Annotated in this window: 17 protein-coding genes and 1 pseudogene; 5 read left to right on the forward strand and 13 right to left on the reverse strand. The window is 44.0% G+C overall.

What is annotated here, in order from left to right:
* Positions 1-283: 283 nt before the first annotated feature.
* Positions 284-2,524 carry an SEC10/PgrA surface exclusion domain-containing protein gene (locus J1C77_RS10525; protein ID WP_002907385.1) on the reverse strand — a complete coding sequence of 747 codons (2,241 nt, stop codon included), beginning with the start codon at positions 2,522-2,524 and terminating at the stop codon, positions 284-286.
* Between the two features lie 278 nt (positions 2,525-2,802).
* Positions 2,803-3,294, reverse strand: a pseudogene (locus J1C77_RS10530) (C39 family peptidase); the annotation flags it as partial.
* A gap of 99 nt (positions 3,295-3,393) precedes the next feature.
* Here J1C77_RS10530 and J1C77_RS10535 point away from each other — a divergent pair.
* From J1C77_RS10535 to J1C77_RS10545, 3 genes are all read left to right on the forward strand, one after another.
* Positions 3,394-4,041 (forward strand): metal-dependent transcriptional regulator, encoded by a 648-nt coding sequence (locus J1C77_RS10535; RefSeq protein ID WP_002923085.1) that lies wholly within the window; start codon positions 3,394-3,396, stop codon positions 4,039-4,041.
* A 105-nt stretch (positions 4,042-4,146) separates the two neighbouring features.
* Positions 4,147-4,608, forward strand: a complete 462-nt coding sequence (locus tag J1C77_RS10540) for a MarR family winged helix-turn-helix transcriptional regulator (RefSeq protein ID WP_002923084.1) — start codon at positions 4,147-4,149, stop codon at positions 4,606-4,608.
* Positions 4,601-5,026, forward strand: a complete 426-nt coding sequence (locus J1C77_RS10545; RefSeq protein ID WP_002923083.1) for an EVE domain-containing protein — start codon at positions 4,601-4,603, stop codon at positions 5,024-5,026. The genes J1C77_RS10540 and J1C77_RS10545 overlap by 8 nt, the downstream gene beginning before the upstream one ends.
* A 113-nt stretch (positions 5,027-5,139) precedes the next feature.
* Here J1C77_RS10545 and J1C77_RS10550 read toward each other — a convergent pair whose 3' ends face one another.
* Positions 5,140-5,754, reverse strand: coding sequence for a CPBP family intramembrane glutamic endopeptidase (locus J1C77_RS10550; protein ID WP_002923082.1), 615 nt, complete (start codon positions 5,752-5,754; stop codon positions 5,140-5,142).
* A 486-nt stretch (positions 5,755-6,240) separates the two neighbouring features.
* On the opposite strand from J1C77_RS10550, the gene J1C77_RS10555 reads away from it, so the two are divergent.
* Positions 6,241-7,017 carry a nucleotidyltransferase domain-containing protein gene (locus J1C77_RS10555; RefSeq protein WP_002923080.1) on the forward strand — a complete coding sequence of 259 codons (777 nt, stop codon included), beginning with the start codon at positions 6,241-6,243 and terminating at the stop codon, positions 7,015-7,017.
* A 114-nt stretch (positions 7,018-7,131) separates the two neighbouring features.
* Here the strand turns inward: J1C77_RS10555 and dtd are convergent, their stop codons facing one another.
* The 6 genes from dtd to J1C77_RS10585 form a co-directional block, all read right to left on the reverse strand.
* Positions 7,132-7,575, reverse strand: a complete 444-nt coding sequence (gene dtd / locus J1C77_RS10560; protein ID WP_002923079.1) for a D-aminoacyl-tRNA deacylase — start codon at positions 7,573-7,575, stop codon at positions 7,132-7,134.
* Between the two features lie 56 nt (positions 7,576-7,631).
* Positions 7,632-9,851, reverse strand: coding sequence for a RelA/SpoT family protein (locus J1C77_RS10565; RefSeq protein ID WP_002923078.1), 2,220 nt, complete (start codon positions 9,849-9,851; stop codon positions 7,632-7,634).
* Positions 9,852-10,118: 267 nt separating this feature from the next.
* Complete coding sequence (locus J1C77_RS10570; RefSeq protein WP_049547835.1) at positions 10,119-10,511, reverse strand: DUF1310 family protein; 393 nt, start codon at positions 10,509-10,511, stop codon at positions 10,119-10,121.
* A 94-nt stretch (positions 10,512-10,605) separates the two neighbouring features.
* Positions 10,606-11,007, reverse strand: coding sequence for a DUF1310 family protein (locus tag J1C77_RS10575; protein ID WP_002898547.1), 402 nt, complete (start codon positions 11,005-11,007; stop codon positions 10,606-10,608).
* Between the two features lie 42 nt (positions 11,008-11,049).
* Entirely contained in the window at positions 11,050-11,442 is a 393-nt protein-coding gene (locus tag J1C77_RS10580) for a DUF1310 family protein (RefSeq protein ID WP_042763130.1), read from the reverse strand.
* A 71-nt stretch (positions 11,443-11,513) separates the two neighbouring features.
* Complete coding sequence (locus tag J1C77_RS10585; protein ID WP_002896703.1) at positions 11,514-11,648, reverse strand: hypothetical protein; 135 nt, start codon at positions 11,646-11,648, stop codon at positions 11,514-11,516.
* A gap of 306 nt (positions 11,649-11,954) precedes the next feature.
* Between J1C77_RS10585 and J1C77_RS10590 the strand changes: the two genes are divergently transcribed.
* Positions 11,955-14,366, forward strand: coding sequence for a bifunctional 2',3'-cyclic-nucleotide 2'-phosphodiesterase/3'-nucleotidase (locus J1C77_RS10590; RefSeq protein WP_002923073.1), 2,412 nt, complete (start codon positions 11,955-11,957; stop codon positions 14,364-14,366).
* A gap of 43 nt (positions 14,367-14,409) precedes the next feature.
* On the opposite strand, the gene J1C77_RS10595 is transcribed toward J1C77_RS10590, so the two are convergent.
* The 4 genes from J1C77_RS10595 to J1C77_RS10610 form a co-directional block, all read right to left on the reverse strand.
* Positions 14,410-15,162 (reverse strand): 16S rRNA (uracil(1498)-N(3))-methyltransferase, encoded by a 753-nt coding sequence (locus tag J1C77_RS10595; RefSeq protein ID WP_002923072.1) that lies wholly within the window; start codon positions 15,160-15,162, stop codon positions 14,410-14,412.
* On the reverse strand, positions 15,163-16,116 hold the full coding sequence (gene prmA / locus J1C77_RS10600; RefSeq protein WP_032908271.1) for a 50S ribosomal protein L11 methyltransferase: 954 nt from the start codon (positions 16,114-16,116) through the stop codon (positions 15,163-15,165).
* A 142-nt stretch (positions 16,117-16,258) separates the two neighbouring features.
* Positions 16,259-16,729: a GNAT family N-acetyltransferase gene (locus tag J1C77_RS10605; RefSeq protein ID WP_002914468.1), complete on the reverse strand. Its 471-nt coding sequence runs from the start codon at positions 16,727-16,729 to the stop codon at positions 16,259-16,261.
* Positions 16,726-17,178, reverse strand: coding sequence for an NUDIX hydrolase (locus J1C77_RS10610; protein WP_002914469.1), 453 nt, complete (start codon positions 17,176-17,178; stop codon positions 16,726-16,728). Before J1C77_RS10610 ends, J1C77_RS10605 begins: the two co-directional genes overlap by 4 nt.
* Positions 17,179-17,184: the final 6 nt, after the last annotated feature.

The following is a 17,184-nucleotide window of genomic DNA, read 5'->3' on the forward strand; positions in this document are numbered from 1 at the left end:
TTCCCTCCTTTCTGTTAGCTCTAATAGTTCAAAACTGTAGGGATTATAATAAAAAATCTAATCTACATAGAACAATTAGATTTTATCACAAACTCACATGATAGCAAAGAACAAAATATGAACCCTTGGAGTGCTAACAATAAAGATGTTCTTAACAAATTACTCAATAAATAAAGAGAAGACCAAACTGGTCCTCTCTCAGTATGAGTTTTGTTTAAATGAGCTGTTCCAACTTTGATTTTGCTACAATTCATCTAGAATTCGATTTTATCAATAAATGCTCTTAAGCTTTACGACGTTTTGCAAAAGCCAGTCCCAGCATAGAGAGCAATCCCAATCCTGCAAGCGCTAGAGAAGATTCAGCAGATCCTGTTTTTGGAAGAGCTGCTGGAGCCTGATAGGTCTGAACTGGTTTCTTTCCGTTCTTCACTCCTGTTGTAGTGACTTTCAGAACCTTTCGCTCATTCTTAGAAACGAGGTTGGTTGGGTCGTCTGTCTCAAGGGCTGCAAGAGCTGCTTTCAAAGCTTCAAGTTTGGCATTTTCGACTCTATAGGTTTCTTCCTTACTTGCCAAGTTTGCTTTAGCATCATTGAGAGACGCTTCTGCTTCTTTTAGAAGAGCAGGGGCGTTTTGCAAGCGAGTAACATAGTCTTTAGCAGCTTGAACAGCGCGTTGAGCCTCTTCCAGAGCTGTAGCCGCAGCAGTTGCCTTTTCTTGAGCGGTCGCTGTAGCTGCTTTCAAAGCCTCAAGTTTGGCATTAGCTTCCTCAGCTGTTTTTTGCGCAGTTGTTTGGGCTGCTTCTTTTTCTTTCAAGCTTGCTTGAGCTTTAGCTAAAACTGCAAGTTTAGCCTTGGTTTCTTCAGAAGCCGAATTCTTGCTATTTTCGAGTTCAGCTTGGTAAGTACGTTCCGCCTTGGCCAACTTGTCCTTAGCAGTTTTCACAACCTCACGCAGTAATGGTGCTGTCTCCTGCTTGTTCTGAGCATTTGTCAACGTACGTTGAGCAGCGTCCAACTTAGCCTGCGAAGCAGCCAAATCTTTACGAGCAGCGTCTGCCTCTTGATTATTAGCATTTGGATTGATTAAGGCTGGTGTGATTTTGGAAGGATCCTTAATATCACCGTCATTATTCGCGAAGAGAAGGAAGTTAATTCGGTTAATAATGCCGTTGTTGCTAAAGTTAACAGCTACATAATCTCCCTTTTTCTGCCTATCTAGGCTGCCAACTATTTTTTGAGCATAGATTGTTGTTCTAATGGGGTCTCTAAAGCTATCTCCAAGGTCAAATAATTGGAATTTAATATTGTCATAGATAGTCTTCTTCAAATAATCAACGGACACTTTTTCTTGACTGGCCAAGGTAGGATAAAAACCCAGCTCATTTAAACCAGTAACTCTATATCCAAACTGATCAAGCCCAAATTTAGCAACCACATCTTTTGGAACATTCACTTGTGAAGTTATAGGATCTTTTGCTTGGGCTCTATATTTTTGCTCACGGGCTGCTTGGCTTAGGGCCGCCGCATAATCCATACTATTTTGCGTTAATGTTACAGGAGCATTGCCTACTTGCTTACGGATTTGGTTGATTAAATCTTGAGCATAGTAGTTAATTTCCAAAAGGATCTCTTTAGGAATATTATTAATATCTACTATACGTCGAACATCCTTTTGACTGCTAATGAAGTTATTACTTGATTTTAGAATCGCTGCCTCTTTTGCAAGCATTTCTTTCGCTTCAGGAGTTAACTGGCCCGATCCTTTTTTATCAATAGTTCTTGCTGCCCTGATGTAATCTTGCGATAGGGTAAAGGTATTGTGTACTTGGTCCTGGGAAGAAAGTTTCGCTTCTTTTTCCTTGATTTCTGCTTGGGCTACTTTGATATCAGCCTGGGCTTGATCAATCACTGCTTGGCGTTTGGCATCTTCCACTTCAGCTGTCTTCAACTGGTCTTCGTAAGAAGCTAAGTGGTTTTTAGCCTTGTCAAGCTCATCCTTTGCCTTCGTTACCTTTTCACTCACCAGTTTGCTATCCACAGCTTTTTGGGCTGCATTCACAGCATCCTGAGCTGCTTCAGTCTCGTTTTGTGCCTTAGCTGCTTGAGCTTGAGCATCCTGAGCTACAGCTGCCTGTGTGTTTTCTACTTTTTTAGCTGTATCAAGAGCTGCTTGGGCTTGCTTGGCCGCGTTTTCTGCTGGAGCAACTTTCTTCTCAGCTTCTGTCACAGCTGCTTGAGCTTCGGCAATTTTTTGTGCACTTGTATCAGTATTATCTTTCTTAGCTGTTTCAACCTTAGTCTCAGCTGCTGTAACCTGTTCTTTGGCTTGGTCAACAGACGCTTTTGCTTGATTAACCTGCTCAGTCTGCTGTTTAAGAGCTTCTGGACTTGCAGATAGAGCCTTATCTTGGTTTGCAGGGGCCTTTGCATCCACTGGAGTTGTATCTGCAGCTACAGTGTGAGCAATGCCAGTACTAGCAAGAACTGCTGCCCCTAGAATGACATGTTTTTGGATTTTTTTCATGTTTTTCCTCCTGATATGTTAATAGTATAATGAGAAAAGCTTTGTTTGTCAAACTATTTACATGTTTTTTTGAGAACGTTTATCGCAAATATGTCCAAAAATAGAATCCCGTCCCTATCGCTTCCAAAAAAACCGTGTGTCTAGCTATAATTGTATAATGAATTTTACGCTTACTGACCTTGCCGATGATAAAGTCTTAACCGATTACAAACATAATAGTCATAGAATGCAGAAAACCGCCCGTCAAGCAACGAGCGGTCTTCTTATTCACGAATTTCTTATCCTTTGATGGCAATGAAGGGTGAACCCTCTGTATTATCCGTCGGATCTACACTCTTGACTCCAAAGAGATAGTCTACTGGATACCAGCCATTATTAGCTGCATTATAAGGGTCACGGACATAGGTTTTTCCATTGTCATAGCCTTTGAGAACCAGCTCATGAGTGACTGGATAATGGGCAAAGATGCTGGTACCAACGGCACCTAGGACATGATACCCCTGCGAAAGCACTTCTTTGACTGCAGAAGCTGTAAACAGGGTCTCAGTCGTCAGATCCCGGTGCTAGGCAGCTTGGACAATACCACGGCTGCTGGTGCCAAATTCATCTTTATTAAATTCATTGGTATGGTTATATAGGTAATCCGCAACAGTTGTCGGAAGCACTTCTGTCCCAGTAATCCCAGAAATAACCATGGCTAGCGTTGTCGGCACGCATCCTGTTGCATCCATGCTGTAAGGACCATACTTCCTGCCGCCCCAGCGGCCGTCACAATGAAGAAAATCTAAACATCAAAGAAAAGCTTAGACACTGTATTCTTGCAGTGATTTTTGTTATACTAATGATAGAAAGTTCAGCGAGGATGCAAGATGACCCCAAATAAAGAAGACTATCTCAAGTGTATCTATGAGATTGGCAGCCACCACAAAAAAATCACCAATAAAGAAATCGCCCAGCTCATGCAGGTTTCACCCCCGGCTGTGACGGAAATGATGAAAAAAATGCTGGCGGAAGAACTTCTGGTCAAGGATAAAAAAGCCGGTTACCTGCTGACTGATTTGGGGCTAAGGCTAGTTTCTGACCTCTATCGCAAGCACCGACTGATTGAAGTCTTTCTGGTCAACCATCTCGGCTACTCGACTGATGAAATCCATGAGGAAGCCGAAGTCCTAGAGCACACTGTTTCTGAGCGTTTCGTTGAGCGTCTGGATGCCATGCTCCAGTACCCCAAGACCTGTCCTCACGGAGGCACCATCCCAGCCAAGGGAGAGCTTCTGGACGAAGAAAACCAACTGACTCTGGAAGAGGCTTCTGCCCCTGGCGACTATATCATCAAACGCGTACACGATGACTTTGACTTGCTCAAATACTTGGAAAAATATAACCTGCAAATCGGCCAAACCATCACCTTCATCCAATACGATTCTTTCGCTCAGGCTTATCTCCTCAAGACAGAAACCCAAGAAATCCAAATCAATCCTATGATTGCCCAGCAGATTTATGTGGAAAAACTATAAACAGAACCCAGTTCGGACTTTTTAGTCTAAACTGGGTTTTTATTGACAAAAATAAGATGTCAGAATATAATAAGTGTACTTACAAAATATCTAGAGGGAAAGCTAATGGAAAAATCACAGTTTAACTCTATCTACAAGGATGAATACAAAAAATCAACCGGTCTGCTCTTTATCCGTGCCTACCACAAGTGGCATGGGCTGATAAAAAACAAACTGAGAACGATTGATTTGACCCATCCTCAGTTTGTCGTTCTGACCACTCTTGCTGCACTCCTGCGTCAGCAAGAATGGGTGAGTCAGACCCATATTGCACAATTTTCTGACATGGATGTTATGACCGTATCCCAAATCATCCGCCTCTTGGTCAAGAAAGAATTGATAATGCGGGAAGCCCATCCCAAGGACAGCCGCGCCAACATCATACTTCTAACGGATACGGGGCTTCAAAAGGTCAACCAAGCCCTTCCTCTAGTAGAAGGCATTGATCAGGCGTTCTTTGGAAAATTAGAAAATAATACAGAAACATTAAACCAACTCTTAATGGAACTGGAGGCAGAAAATGACTAGATTTTGGATTGGTGTCGTATCAAAAGAACACGTCCTAAGAGGTGTAGAAAGTGGATTTTGCCAAGTCTGCCATGGAAAGAAAGCACCGCTAAACCGCATGAAAAAGGGGGACTATCTTCTGTACTACAGCCCCAAGTATCAGCTGAATGGTCAGGAAAAGCTACAGGCCTTTACAGCAGTTGGCAAGATTCTAGATGACACAGCTTATCAAGTAGAGATGTTTGAAGGCTTTGTCCCATTTCGGCGAGATGTCAGCTACTACCAACCCGTCAAAGACTGCCCCATTGACCAAATCCGACAACATCCTCAGTGGCGCCAGTATGCTTCTCAGATAAGATACGGACATTTCGAAGTTTCGAAAGACTTCTTCCTTTATGTTTTTGAGCAAATGAAACTGGACAGCCCTGCAAATCAGTAGAAGCAGCTTTGTTTGACTTACACCGAACTCTTTGCCCACCTGTCATCAAATCTAAAGTTCCGATTTCCCTTGAGAAACGGAACTTTTTAGTTTACATTGAAATCCTTGACGATTTAGATAAGCGTAAAAGCCGATAAACTACCCACAACTACATTTGCTAGGGCATGCATGATCCAGCTGGATAAAATGGAGCCATCGGATTTCTTTTCATTGACAAAGCCCATATAAGCCGCGATGCCACCCGTACACAAAATGATGAGCAGGGTTTGCTGCCAAGAGAGTATTGTTATAAACATCAGGCCATGCAGCAGACCAAAAAGAGCAGCTTGTATGGTGTTGGCTACCACAAAGGATAAGCGGCTAGCCAATCTCTTTAAAAGAAAACCTCTGAATAGCAGTTCTTCTGGCAGAGCAGTTTGAAACAGACCATAAATCAGAATAGCTGGCAAGGCTTGAAAGCCGAGGCCTGAGAAGTTTGAAGTCGCTGTCTTAAGACCTTTTACAGTAGTATATAGTAGCAAAAACGAAAGAACCAGGAAAAATAGCGAACCCAGCAAAATCCACAGCCAGATCTTCCGGCTGCCAGTATCTTTTAGCGGTTTTAAGCCAAGCCATTCTAAAAATGGACTTTTTCTTCTAGCCTTTATCAACCACCAAACAAAAGGAAGAAAAGCAAACAAAGCAATTTGAATCAGAGCATTCAGCATCTGTTGAACTAGATATCCCATGGTAAGAGACTCCTTTCTTTTCTTTAATATGATTATACAAGACAAACTTCAAGAATTTATAAAGTAATTCTAAAATATTTCTAAAGAATGAAAGAAATCATAAACATAAACAAATCAAGGATTATCGCCACTTCAACTTGTTTGCTATGCTCATCATTTTTGGACTAAATGATGCCAAAAAAATCTTTAAAAACTTATCTCAAAATCTAAGAAAAGTTGCAGATAAGAATAAGGCGATGAGTTTACAAAATAGAAAATTGACAATGAATTAAAGAAAGAAAAAAGTCCTAAAATTTTATTACCCAAAGTCAAATTTTCAGCCTATCTATCCCAGATAATTTTCTTTTTAGTCCAATACTTCCGGCTCTTGCTTATCCGCTTTCTACCAATTTTACAGGCTTAGTACCATGCCAAAAGCTTTTTTTCCTTCTTGCCAACCCGCTTACATTTTGCTACAATGATGTCAAAAATTAGTAAGGAAAAATTATGCCACAACAACTCTTTAAAGAATTTGCCCAGCTAGGCCAAGTGGAAGCTATTGTTCTCGGTGGCTCTCGTGCTGGACAGCATTTTGACAAAGACTCAGACTATGATGTTTATATCTACTTGACAGATTCCATTGCTCCCACAACTCGACGCGATATCCTCAGCAAGTACTGCTCCTACATGGAAATCGGCAATCAGTTTTGGGAACTAGAGGATGACTGTGTGCTAAAGAGCAAGATCGAAATTGAGCTCATTTACCGTACACTGGACAGTTTTGATAAAGACCTGCAGACTGTAGTACTAGACCACCAAGCCCAGAATGCCTATACCACCTGTATGTGGCACAATCTGCTCCACAGCAAAATCATCTACGACCGAAATGGTCGCTATGAAGCACTTCAGAACAAGTACAGACGACCTTATCCAGCTGAGCTGAAAAAGAATATTATCAAGAAGCAGCTCCTCTTACTCGATCAAGCCATGCCAGCTTTCTCCAAACAAATAGAAAAAGCGCTCAAGCGTCAGGACCTGCTCAGCATCAATCACCGGAGCAGTGAATTTTTTGCTTCCTATTTTGACTTGCTCTTCGCCCTAAACGAACAAACTCACCCTGGAGAAAAGAGAATGCTGGAGTTTGCAAAAACCAACTGCACGCTATTACCTCAGCATTTTGAAGAAAATATACATGCTTATTTTAAAAAGCTCTACACTGAGCCCGCTGAAGCCATAAAGCTTATCAATCAGCTAGTGACGACCATCAAAGAAGTCATTCCTTAAGAAATTATTAGCGATTTTTAGTAATGTTGTCGGAAACTATCTATTCATTGCTACAGAAGCAAAAAAAATTAGGAGTTTGAACACTAGTGTTCAAACTCCTTTTCATGCTTTTTATCAGCGATTCTTTGTATCCAAGATAATGGTCACTGGACCATCATTGATTAGTTCTACCTGCATGTCTGCGCCAAAAACACCCGTCTGAGTCGGCACCTCTTGCTGCAAGGCAAGATTGAAGGCATCATAAAAATTGCTGGCCATCTCTGGCGGAGCAGCCTTGACAAAGGCTGGCCGATTACCCTTTTTGGTATCTGCATGCAGAGTGAACTGGGAAATCGACAAAATCTCTCCGGAAATGTCCTTGATAGACAGGTTCATCTTGCCCTCAGCATCGGAAAAAATCCGCATATTGACAATCTTCCTGACTGCATAATCCATATCCTCTTGACTATCGTCAGACCCTACGCCTACTAGGAGCAGGAGACCTTGTCCAATACTGTTGTGCAGCTGCTGGTCAATGCTGACCTGAGCACGTTTCACGCGCTGAATCACTATTTTCATATCTTTTCCTTTGATTTAACGGTAACTTACAGCTCAATAATGATTTCCGAAAAGAATCAGCCATTAGTCCGCTTGACCGAGTAGACCTCCGGCACGCTTTTGATTTTATCCACCACCGTCGTCAGCATGGACAGGTTCGCAATACCAAAAGAAACGTGGATATTAGCAAATTTCATATCCTTGGTCGGCTGGGCATTGACTGTTGAAATATTTTTGGTGGTATTAGACAGAACCTGCAACACATCATTGAGGAGACCAGACCGGTTGAGACCGTATATATCAATGTGAGCCGTGTACTCTTTGGTCGTGTTGTTGTCTTCCCATTCCACATCAATCAGCCGCTGCTCATAATTTTCCTGGGCCTTGAGATTCATGCAGTCCTGCCGGTGAATGGCTACACCGCGTCCTTTGGTAATATAGCCAACAATATCATCACCCGGTACAGGGTTACAGCATTTGGCAATCCGGATGAGGAGACCAGACGCCCCCTGAATAACCACACCGCCTTCGTGCTTAACCTTGAGGGTGTCTTTTTTGTTTTCGACCTTGACCTCACCGCCCTTGACCAATTCCTCCGCTTCTGCTCTGGCCTTGGCCCGTTCTTCCTCACGGCGCTCTTTTTCTGTCAAGCGGTTGAAAATACTAATGGCACCAATCTCACCGAAGCCAATCGCTGCAAAAAGCGCCTCTTCAGTCTTATAACTGGTCTTCTGCAGCACTTCTTCCATGTGCTTCTTGTCCATGTACTTATTAGCTACATAGCCATGCTCCTGAAATTGAGCCTGCAAGAGCTCTCGGCCTTTGGAGATAGACAGCTCCTTGTCTTGATTTTTAAAGAACTGACGGATTTTATTTCTGGCCTTGCTGGTCTTGACAATATTGAGCCAGTCTCGGCTCGGTCCGAAGGAGTTAGCGTTGGTGATGATTTCCACCTGATCACCTGTCCTGAGCTTGGTTGTCAGAGGAACCATGCGGCCATTGACCTTGGCTCCTGTGGCTTTCTCACCGACCTTGGTATGGATCTCATAGGCAAAGTCAATGGGACCCGAGTCCTTAGGCAGAGAACGCACCGCTCCATCTGGTGTGAAAACGTAAATTTCCTCAGCCAGATAGCTCTCCTTAACTGAGTCAACGAAATCCTTGGCATTGTTAGACTGGTCTTGCAGCTCCATCAACTCCTTGATCCAGTTCATCCCGATGGCTGATTCTTTGCTGTCTACTTGACCCTTGACGCCTTTCTTGTATGCCCAGTGGGCTGCAACCCCGTACTCAGCGACCTCATGCATTTCCTTGGTTCGAATCTGAAACTCAATCGGACCTTTGGGTCCATAAACGGTGGTATGGATAGACTGGTAGCCATTGGCCTTGCGGTTGGCAATATAATCCTTGAACCGCCCCGGCATCGGCCGCCAAAGCTCATGAATGTAGCCCAGCATAGCATAAACATCACTTTGAGTATCCAAGATACAGCGAATGGCGATCAGATCATAAATCTCATCAAAACGCTTCTTCTTGTCCTGCATCTTGCGATAGATCGAGTAGATATGCTTGGGCCGGCCATAAATCTTGCCGTGCAGATTGCGCTCGCCAGCATAGGTCTCAATCTTCTGAACCACCTCTTCTACCAGTTCTTCACGTTCCCGACGCTTCTCCTTCATCATGTGGGAAATTTTGTAAAATTCCACTTCATTGAGATAACGGAAAGACAAATCTTCTAGTTCCCACTTGACACTGGAAATCCCCAGGCGATGAGCCAAGGGGGCGTAGATTTCCATTGTTTCTCGGGAAATCCGCTCCTGCTTATCCTTGCGCAGATGCTTCAGCGTCCGCATATTGTGGAGACGGTCTGCCAGTTTGACCAAAATAACCCGGATATCCTCCGACATGGCCATCAGCATCTTACGGTGATTTTCTGCCAGCTGCTCTTCGTGGGATTTATACTTGACCTTACCCAGCTTGGTAACCCCGTCCACAATCACGCGCACATCAGTCCCAAACTCTCTTTCCAAATCATCCAGCGTCGCACGGGTATCCTCGACCACATCATGCAGGAAGCCGCAGGCGACCGTTACCGCATCTAGCTTGAGCGTGGCCAAAATCCCTGCCACCTGAATAGGATGCACAATATAAGGCTCACCTGACCTGCGAAACTGCCCACTGTGACAGTCAATCGCATAGATCAAAGCTTTCTGTATAAAGGCCACATCCTCCGCAGCCAGATATTTTCTCGTAAGGGCCAATACCTGATCGCCCGTCAAATTCACTTCTTTTGGCATCTCGTCTCTCCAATTCCTGCCTACTATTTTATCACTTTTAACCCAATATGAAAACCTAGAAGACGGTCCATATAAAAACCCGCCTTAAACGGGCGGGAGTTATCCGGTATGAGGCTGGTAAAAACAAAGCCTTACTTATTATCCTGCAATTCCTGAATGCCACTTCTCTTTTGCTGGGCACTTTCTTTGACTTGTCACCGATTTTATAACTAGTATATTATTGCCAAGCAATCTTATTCTTTTCTTCATCATTGTAAAACATAGAAATCACTCCTTAAGTAAATCTTGAAATTTCTTTGATTTTGACATTCCCACTGTACTAATTGGTTCGTCTTCCCCATATTTTTGAATGCCAAACTTACCTATAATATCTAGGTTTTCGTTAATCACAATATGAAACATGATTCCGCTCATAGGATTATGACGGATGGTCTTGTCATCTATTTTATAAGAGCGAATCTTCCCCTTATCCGTTAAAGCATGAGGGTCTAATTTTTTTAATTTCTTTTCTATTAAATTCTTCACTTCCTCACTGTGGACAATCTTTACCATCTCATTCTGAAATTCTTGATTTTTGTGCGCCATATACATTCCTCCTCCCAAACAAACAGCCACAAACAAACTGACGATAATTAGTATAATTTTATGCTTTTTCTTCATTAGACACTCCTACGACTATTATAATTTAGTATGTGGTATAGGTTTTGCAATTCCAATTAAAGCAAGAGGTTTTCGCTATAACTAGAATAGTGAATCACTTGTCGTCACTTTCCAACAACGCCCGCAAACCTGCTGATTCAGTCATACCATCCGTACGAATTTTCCCATTCTCACCATCCATTCGAAGACCAGTCTTCCCAACCATACTTATACTATCATTAATGATAATATGAAACATAATTCCTCCCATCGGATTATGCTTAATGGAGCTATCATCTATTTTATAAGAGCGAATCTTCCCTTTGTCTGTTAACGCATTTGGATCTTTTCTTTTTAAATCTTCTTCAATCAACTCCCTCACTTCCTCACTATGGACAATTCTGAACATTTCATTCTGGAATTCTTGGTTTTTGTGAGCTAGATAGAGACCTACTCCTATGCAAGCAGCCACAAACAAGCTGATAACTGATAAAATAATTTTATGTTTTTTCTTCATGTATTCACCTCTAAAAAAAATCTCCTTATGACTATTTGACCATCACTCCTCTAGTAACTGTTGAAGTTTTTCCGTAAGAGTACCACCAACTAAACTCATTCTACCATCTTCACCATATTTCCTTATACCAAATTTAAATACAGCATCCGAATCGTCATTAATTATAACATGAAACATAATCCCCCCCATTGGATTATGACGAATACTCGCATCATCTATTTTATAAGAACGAATTTTCCCCTTATCCGTTAAAGCATTCGGATCTTCTTCTTTTAATGCTTCTACAATCATTTTTCTAACTTCCTCACTATAGACAATTCTTGTCATCTCATTCTGAAATTCTTGATTTTTATGAGATAGGTAGAGGCCTACTCCCAGCAATATCAGTACACTTAGGCCAATAAGCCCCATAAGCCTGTGTCTTCTCTTAGACATATAAACACTCCTCAATCTTTGTCAGTTTCATTATATAATATAAACTATTTTACCAAAAGCAAAAACCCGCCTTAAACAGGCGGGTTGTGGTGAAGAAAGTGATGAACTTCTTCCTTGATAAATTGACAATAAGCGTAGACAAGGTAGCAAGTAGATGCCACACCTAAAAGGGCGACAAATAACTCAAATAAGGCAGACATAGTCATGGCGAACCTCCTCTCCTTATCAGGCAAAATGCAGATACGCTTCTCAGCTTAGGCAGTCTGATTTTTTCCGTTTTATTTTCCTTTCCGACTTACCCAAGTGAGCTCATCATTATTATACCAAAACATGAAAGCGGATACAATATCGGTAAATCTTGGAGCATTCTGTTTTAGTTTATATTCTCATATTTGCAACTTATGAAGCTTCCAGTCAATTTTATTAAGTTTTAATTTATGATCTTCTCTTGATGATAGCGCTTTAATATAGTATAATATAAGTCTGAAATTCATTTTAACAAAGGAGATATTATGTCTAAATCATCCCTTCAAAAAACGGTTGTGCTTTTGAGTGCAGCGGCTCTTGCGGCAGCTGTAAATGCTGTTCAGGCTGATGAGAATGCTCCAGCAGTCACTGCTAATCCTGCCCCAGTAGAAAGCAGCGCAGCGGAATCAAAACCAACGGCTGCTGCAAGTCCTACTGAAGCTACTGCGACAAAAGAGAGCACGGATCCTAGCTCTGCTATTTCCCCAGAAAATGCCAGTGGAAATACTGATGCTCTGATGGCTATGGCTCGAAATGTAGCGGCTACTGAGGATACTAAGCCCGTGGAGGGACAGACTGTTGATGTGCGTATCTTGGCAACGACCGACCTCCATACCAACTTGGTCAACTACGACTACTATCAGGACAAGCCAGTAGAGACCTTGGGACTGGCTAAAACAGCCGTACTAATCGAGAAAGCAAAGAAAGAAAATCCAAATGTCCTCTTGGTTGACAATGGTGATACCATTCAAGGAACGCCGCTGGGAACCTACAAGGCCATTGTAGATCCTGTGGAGAAGGGCGAGCAGCACCCTATGTACGCTGCCTTACAAGCTCTGGGCTTTGAAGCTGGTACGCTAGGCAACCATGAATTTAACTACGGCTTGGACTATCTGAACCGCGTGATTGAGACAGCAGGCATGCCTCTTGTCAATGCCAATGTGCTGGATCCAGCGACTGGTAAATTCATCTATCAGCCTTACAAAATCATCGAAAAGACCTTTACAGATACTCAGGGACGCTTGACGACCGTCAAGATTGGTGTGACAGGGATTGTACCGCCGCAGATTCTAAACTGGGATAAGGCAAACCTAGAAGGAAAAGTGGTCGTTCGCGATTCTGTTGAGGCTATTCGAGACATCATCCCTGAGATGCGCAAGGCTGGTGCAGACATCACTTTGGTGCTTTCTCACTCTAGTATCGGAGATGACAAGTATGAAAAAGGTGAGGAAAATGAAGGTTACCAAATCGCTAGTCTGCCAGGTGTGGATGCTGTTGTAACAGGCCACTCCCACGCCGAATTCCCAAGCGGAAACGGAACTGGCTTCTACGAAAAATACCCTGGCGTAGACGGTGTCAACGGTAAAATCAACGGTACTCCAGTAACCATGGCTGGAAAATATGGCGACCATCTGGGCGTCATTGACCTCAAGCTAAACTATACCGACGGCAAATGGAAAGTCACTGACAGCAAGGGCTCCATCCGCAAGGTGGATACTAAGTCTAATGTAGCCGATCAGCGCGTCATTGACATTGCTAAGGAATCCCATCAAGGGACTATCAACTATGTCCGCCAGCAAGTCGGTACAACGACTGCACCGATTACAAGCTACTTCTCTCTGGTCAAAGACGATCCATCTGTGCAAATCGTCAATAATGCTCAGCTTTGGTATGCTAAGCAAGAGCTGGCTGGCACGCCTGAAGCCAATCTTCCTATCCTATCTGCAGCAGCTCCTTTCAAGGCGGGAACCCGCGGGGATGCAACGGCCTACACAGACATTCCAGCTGGTCCTATTGCCATCAAGAACGTAGCAGACCTCTATCTCTACGATAATGTCGCAGCTATCCTCAAGGTCAACGGTGCTCAGCTCAAAGAATGGTTGGAAATGTCAGCCGGTCAGTTCAATACCATTGACCCAAATAATAGCCAACCGCAAAATCTAGTCAATACTGATTACCGGACTTATAACTTTGATGTTATCGACGGTGTTACCTATGAGTTTGACATTACCCAGCCGAATAAATACGACCGCGAAGGCAAACTGGCCAACCCAAATGCCAGCCGAGTCCGTAATCTGAAATACCAAGGCAAGGAGATTGATCCAAATCAGGAATTTATCGTCGTGACCAACAACTACCGGTCTAACGGTAACTTCCCAGGTGTTCGAGAAGCCAACCTCAACCGTCTGCTCAATCTGGAAAATCGCCAAGCTATCATCAACTATATCTTAGCTGTCAAAAATATCAATCCAAGTGCAGATCAGAACTGGCATTTCGCTGATACCATCAGAGGACTGGACCTGCGCTTCCTGACAGCTGATAAGGCCAAGAACTTGATTGGTACTGACGGAGACATCCTCTATCTAGCAGCCTCTGCCCAAGAAGGATTCGGCGAATACAAATTCGTCTACGTCGCACCGAAAACTGAACCAGTGCCTATTGAGCAACCAAGCTCTCCGACTATCGCAGTCGAAGCAGCCAACCTGCAGCATAGTAGAGTAGATTTCCCTGTCTTGACTGCTGTTGCCCCTAGCACAAACAAACAAGCGTCCTATAAACAGGCAGGATCAGAAAGCCTCCCAGAAACCGGAGAAAAGACGTCCTCACTCGGACTCTTGGGACTTGCCATGACCGGACTTGCAGGAATCTTCGCCTTCAAAAAACGGGAAAGACAATAATGATTAAAAAATCAGCAGCTATTTTGGCTGCTGATTTTGCTTTTTAAAGACTGTCCTTGCTCAATTCCGACAAAACACTGACTGCTGTCAAGGCATAAAGCGGAGCGGTTTCAGCCCGCAGGATACGTGGACCTAGACCAGCGGAGACTGCCCCTGCTTGGCCAAAGGCTACTATTTCCTCTGGCGATAAACCGCCCTCCGGTCCGAAGATAAAGAGAACTTTTGCGCCGGCTTCCAAGCCTGACAGAGCCCGGACTAGAGCTGCAGATTCTCCTGCTTTGGCCGATTCTTCATAGGCTACAACGATTGTGCCAAATTGAGCCAGCTGATTCAAAAAATCTGATTTTTTTTCAAAAAGCCGAACTTCTGGAATCAGATTGCGCTTGCTCTGCTCAGCTGCTCCCTGAGCAATTTTCTCCAGTTTTTCACTCTTTTTGGCCAGCTTTTTACCATCCCACTTGGCCACCGACCAGTCAGCTGGAAAGGCCCAGATAGCACTGGCTCCTAGCTCCGTTGCCTTTTGAGTGATAAATTCCAACTTATCGCCTTTGGGAAAACCCGAAGCAATGGTCACTTGAACCGGCAGCTCGGTATTGTCCGCTAGCTCCTCCACGATTTCCAAGCTCTGCTGGTTGGGGTCCAATACCCGAGCCAGCCGTTTCACGCCATCATCAAAGACCAGTGTGACTTGGTCGCCCTCTTTGAGCCGCATGACCGAAAACATGTGTTTGGCCGTATCCTTGTCTGTGACCACCAGAGGAGACTGAGGATTTCCTTTTATAAAATACTGCTGCATCTAACCACCTATCACACCTGAAATGTCCTGCGTTTTCTTAAAGACACAGGCATTCCATTCGCCCTGAATCATATGCGTTTCCAAGAAAAATCCTGCCGTTTCTGCTGACTCGCGCACCATTTCCCACTTCTCAGAAATAATCCCACTCATAATCAGATAGCCCTCATCCTTGACCAGACGGTAGGCATCCTCTGTCAGATGGATGAGAATATCGGCCAAAATGTTGGCAACAATGACATCCGCCTCAATTTCTACGCCTCGGAGAAGATCCCCCGGCGCCACATGAATGTTCTCCATACCAGGATTGAGCTCAATATTCTCCTGGGCTACGCGCACCGCCACCTCGTCTAAATCATAGGCATAGATGTCCTTAGCGCCTAAGAGAGAGCTAGCAATGGAGAGGACGCCGCTGCCTGTGCCTACATCCAACACTGTTTCTCCGCCTCGCAAGACCTGCTCCAGCGCAAAGAGGCTCATCTTGGTCGTCGGGTGAGTGCCCGTACCAAAAGCCATGCCAGGATCTAGCTTGATAATCTTCTCAACAGCTGTCGCTTCATACTCCGTCCAGGACGGCACAATAGTCAAGTCGTGGGTGATCCGAGCCGGCTCAAAGTACTTCTTCCAGTTGTCCGCCCAATCTTCCTCAGCCAGTTCCTGCCGAGTCAGCTGAATATCTCCCGTCTCCAATCCGAAGCCATCCAGCTCAGCCAGACGCTCATTGGCCTGGGCCGCAACAGCCTCTATATCCACCGAATCCGGGTAGTAGCCGGTAATCTTGACCCGATCGCTCTGCTCCACTTCTGGAAAAAGCTCACCATACTGGTCAACCTGCCCCAGATAATCTGCGCTGTCATCGATAGCCACGCCCTGACTGCCCAGCTCAATCAGAATATTCGAGGCTGCTTCCTCCGCCTCACGCTTCACTTCAATCGTTAATTCCTGCCAATTGTCCATCATTAAGATACCAAGCCCGTAAAACACAAAGCCAAAATAGGAAATTCTCTAATGACGCTTGCGTCTAAGAGAACCTTATCTTTTTGCACAGTGTTTAGGGTGTGTTCAGTTTAGAAATTTAACTGAACAATCCTTTCTTTGTTTATTTCATTGTCTTCGTCATGTAAAGCATATCCATGCCCTCTTTTTCGGGCTCCGTATGGGTCTGATGATAGCCGTTTTTCTCATAAAAAGCTACCATACCTTTGTCTTGGAAAACCGTACACAAATCCCATCTGATAACGGTGGAGAATTTCTCCTCAATCAGACCAAGGCCTTCAGAACCATATCCTTTATTCTGGTACTCTGGCAAAATCGCTACGGTTCCAATCCAGCCTGCTGTCTGTTCGTCATTTGTATTCAAGCGAATAAAGCCCAGAATCTTCTCGTCGTCTTTGACAAAATAATAAAAACTATTGGGCCGCTCAACCAGCTTCCAGCGAATCCGCTCTTTCTCCTCCAGATAGGGGTCGTATTGATCCTGATATTTCTCATAAACAGCCTTAAAACTCGCTCGCTGAATGGCAATAATGGTTTCCAAATCCTCAGCTCCTGCCCGCTCAATATGAATCATGCTTGCACCTCCAAATAATCTCTCAACCTGCTCTGCAGCTGCGGAATAACCTTGGCAGCTGCTAAAAACTGGCTCACATCCATCATCTGATAAGCCTGGCCCTCATCACCAAAGACGATACTGGCAAAATCTTCCTGAGTGATGGTTCCCACCATAAAAATAGAAGTTTCGTCTGGATCAAGCATTCCTTGATATTCCTTGGCCCAGAGAATATCCGCTTCTTCAAGCTTCAAACCAAGCTCTTCAAAAACCTCTCGTTGGACGCATTCAAAAGGTGTCTCCTCGTCCTCTCGGCCACCGCCCGGCAGCTCCCACATATTGGGCCAAGGAATGGTTGAAATATCGTCTCGCAAGATAGTCAGTAGCTTATCATCACAGAGCAAGGCAATCTTGCAGCCTGAAAATTCCATCTGTTTGTGCAGCAAATCTAGTCCTTCTGCATCCGCCATCAGCGC

It is taken from the genome of Streptococcus sanguinis (genome assembly GCF_050223295.1).
In the GTDB taxonomy this organism is placed as follows: domain Bacteria; phylum Bacillota; class Bacilli; order Lactobacillales; family Streptococcaceae; genus Streptococcus; species Streptococcus sanguinis_X.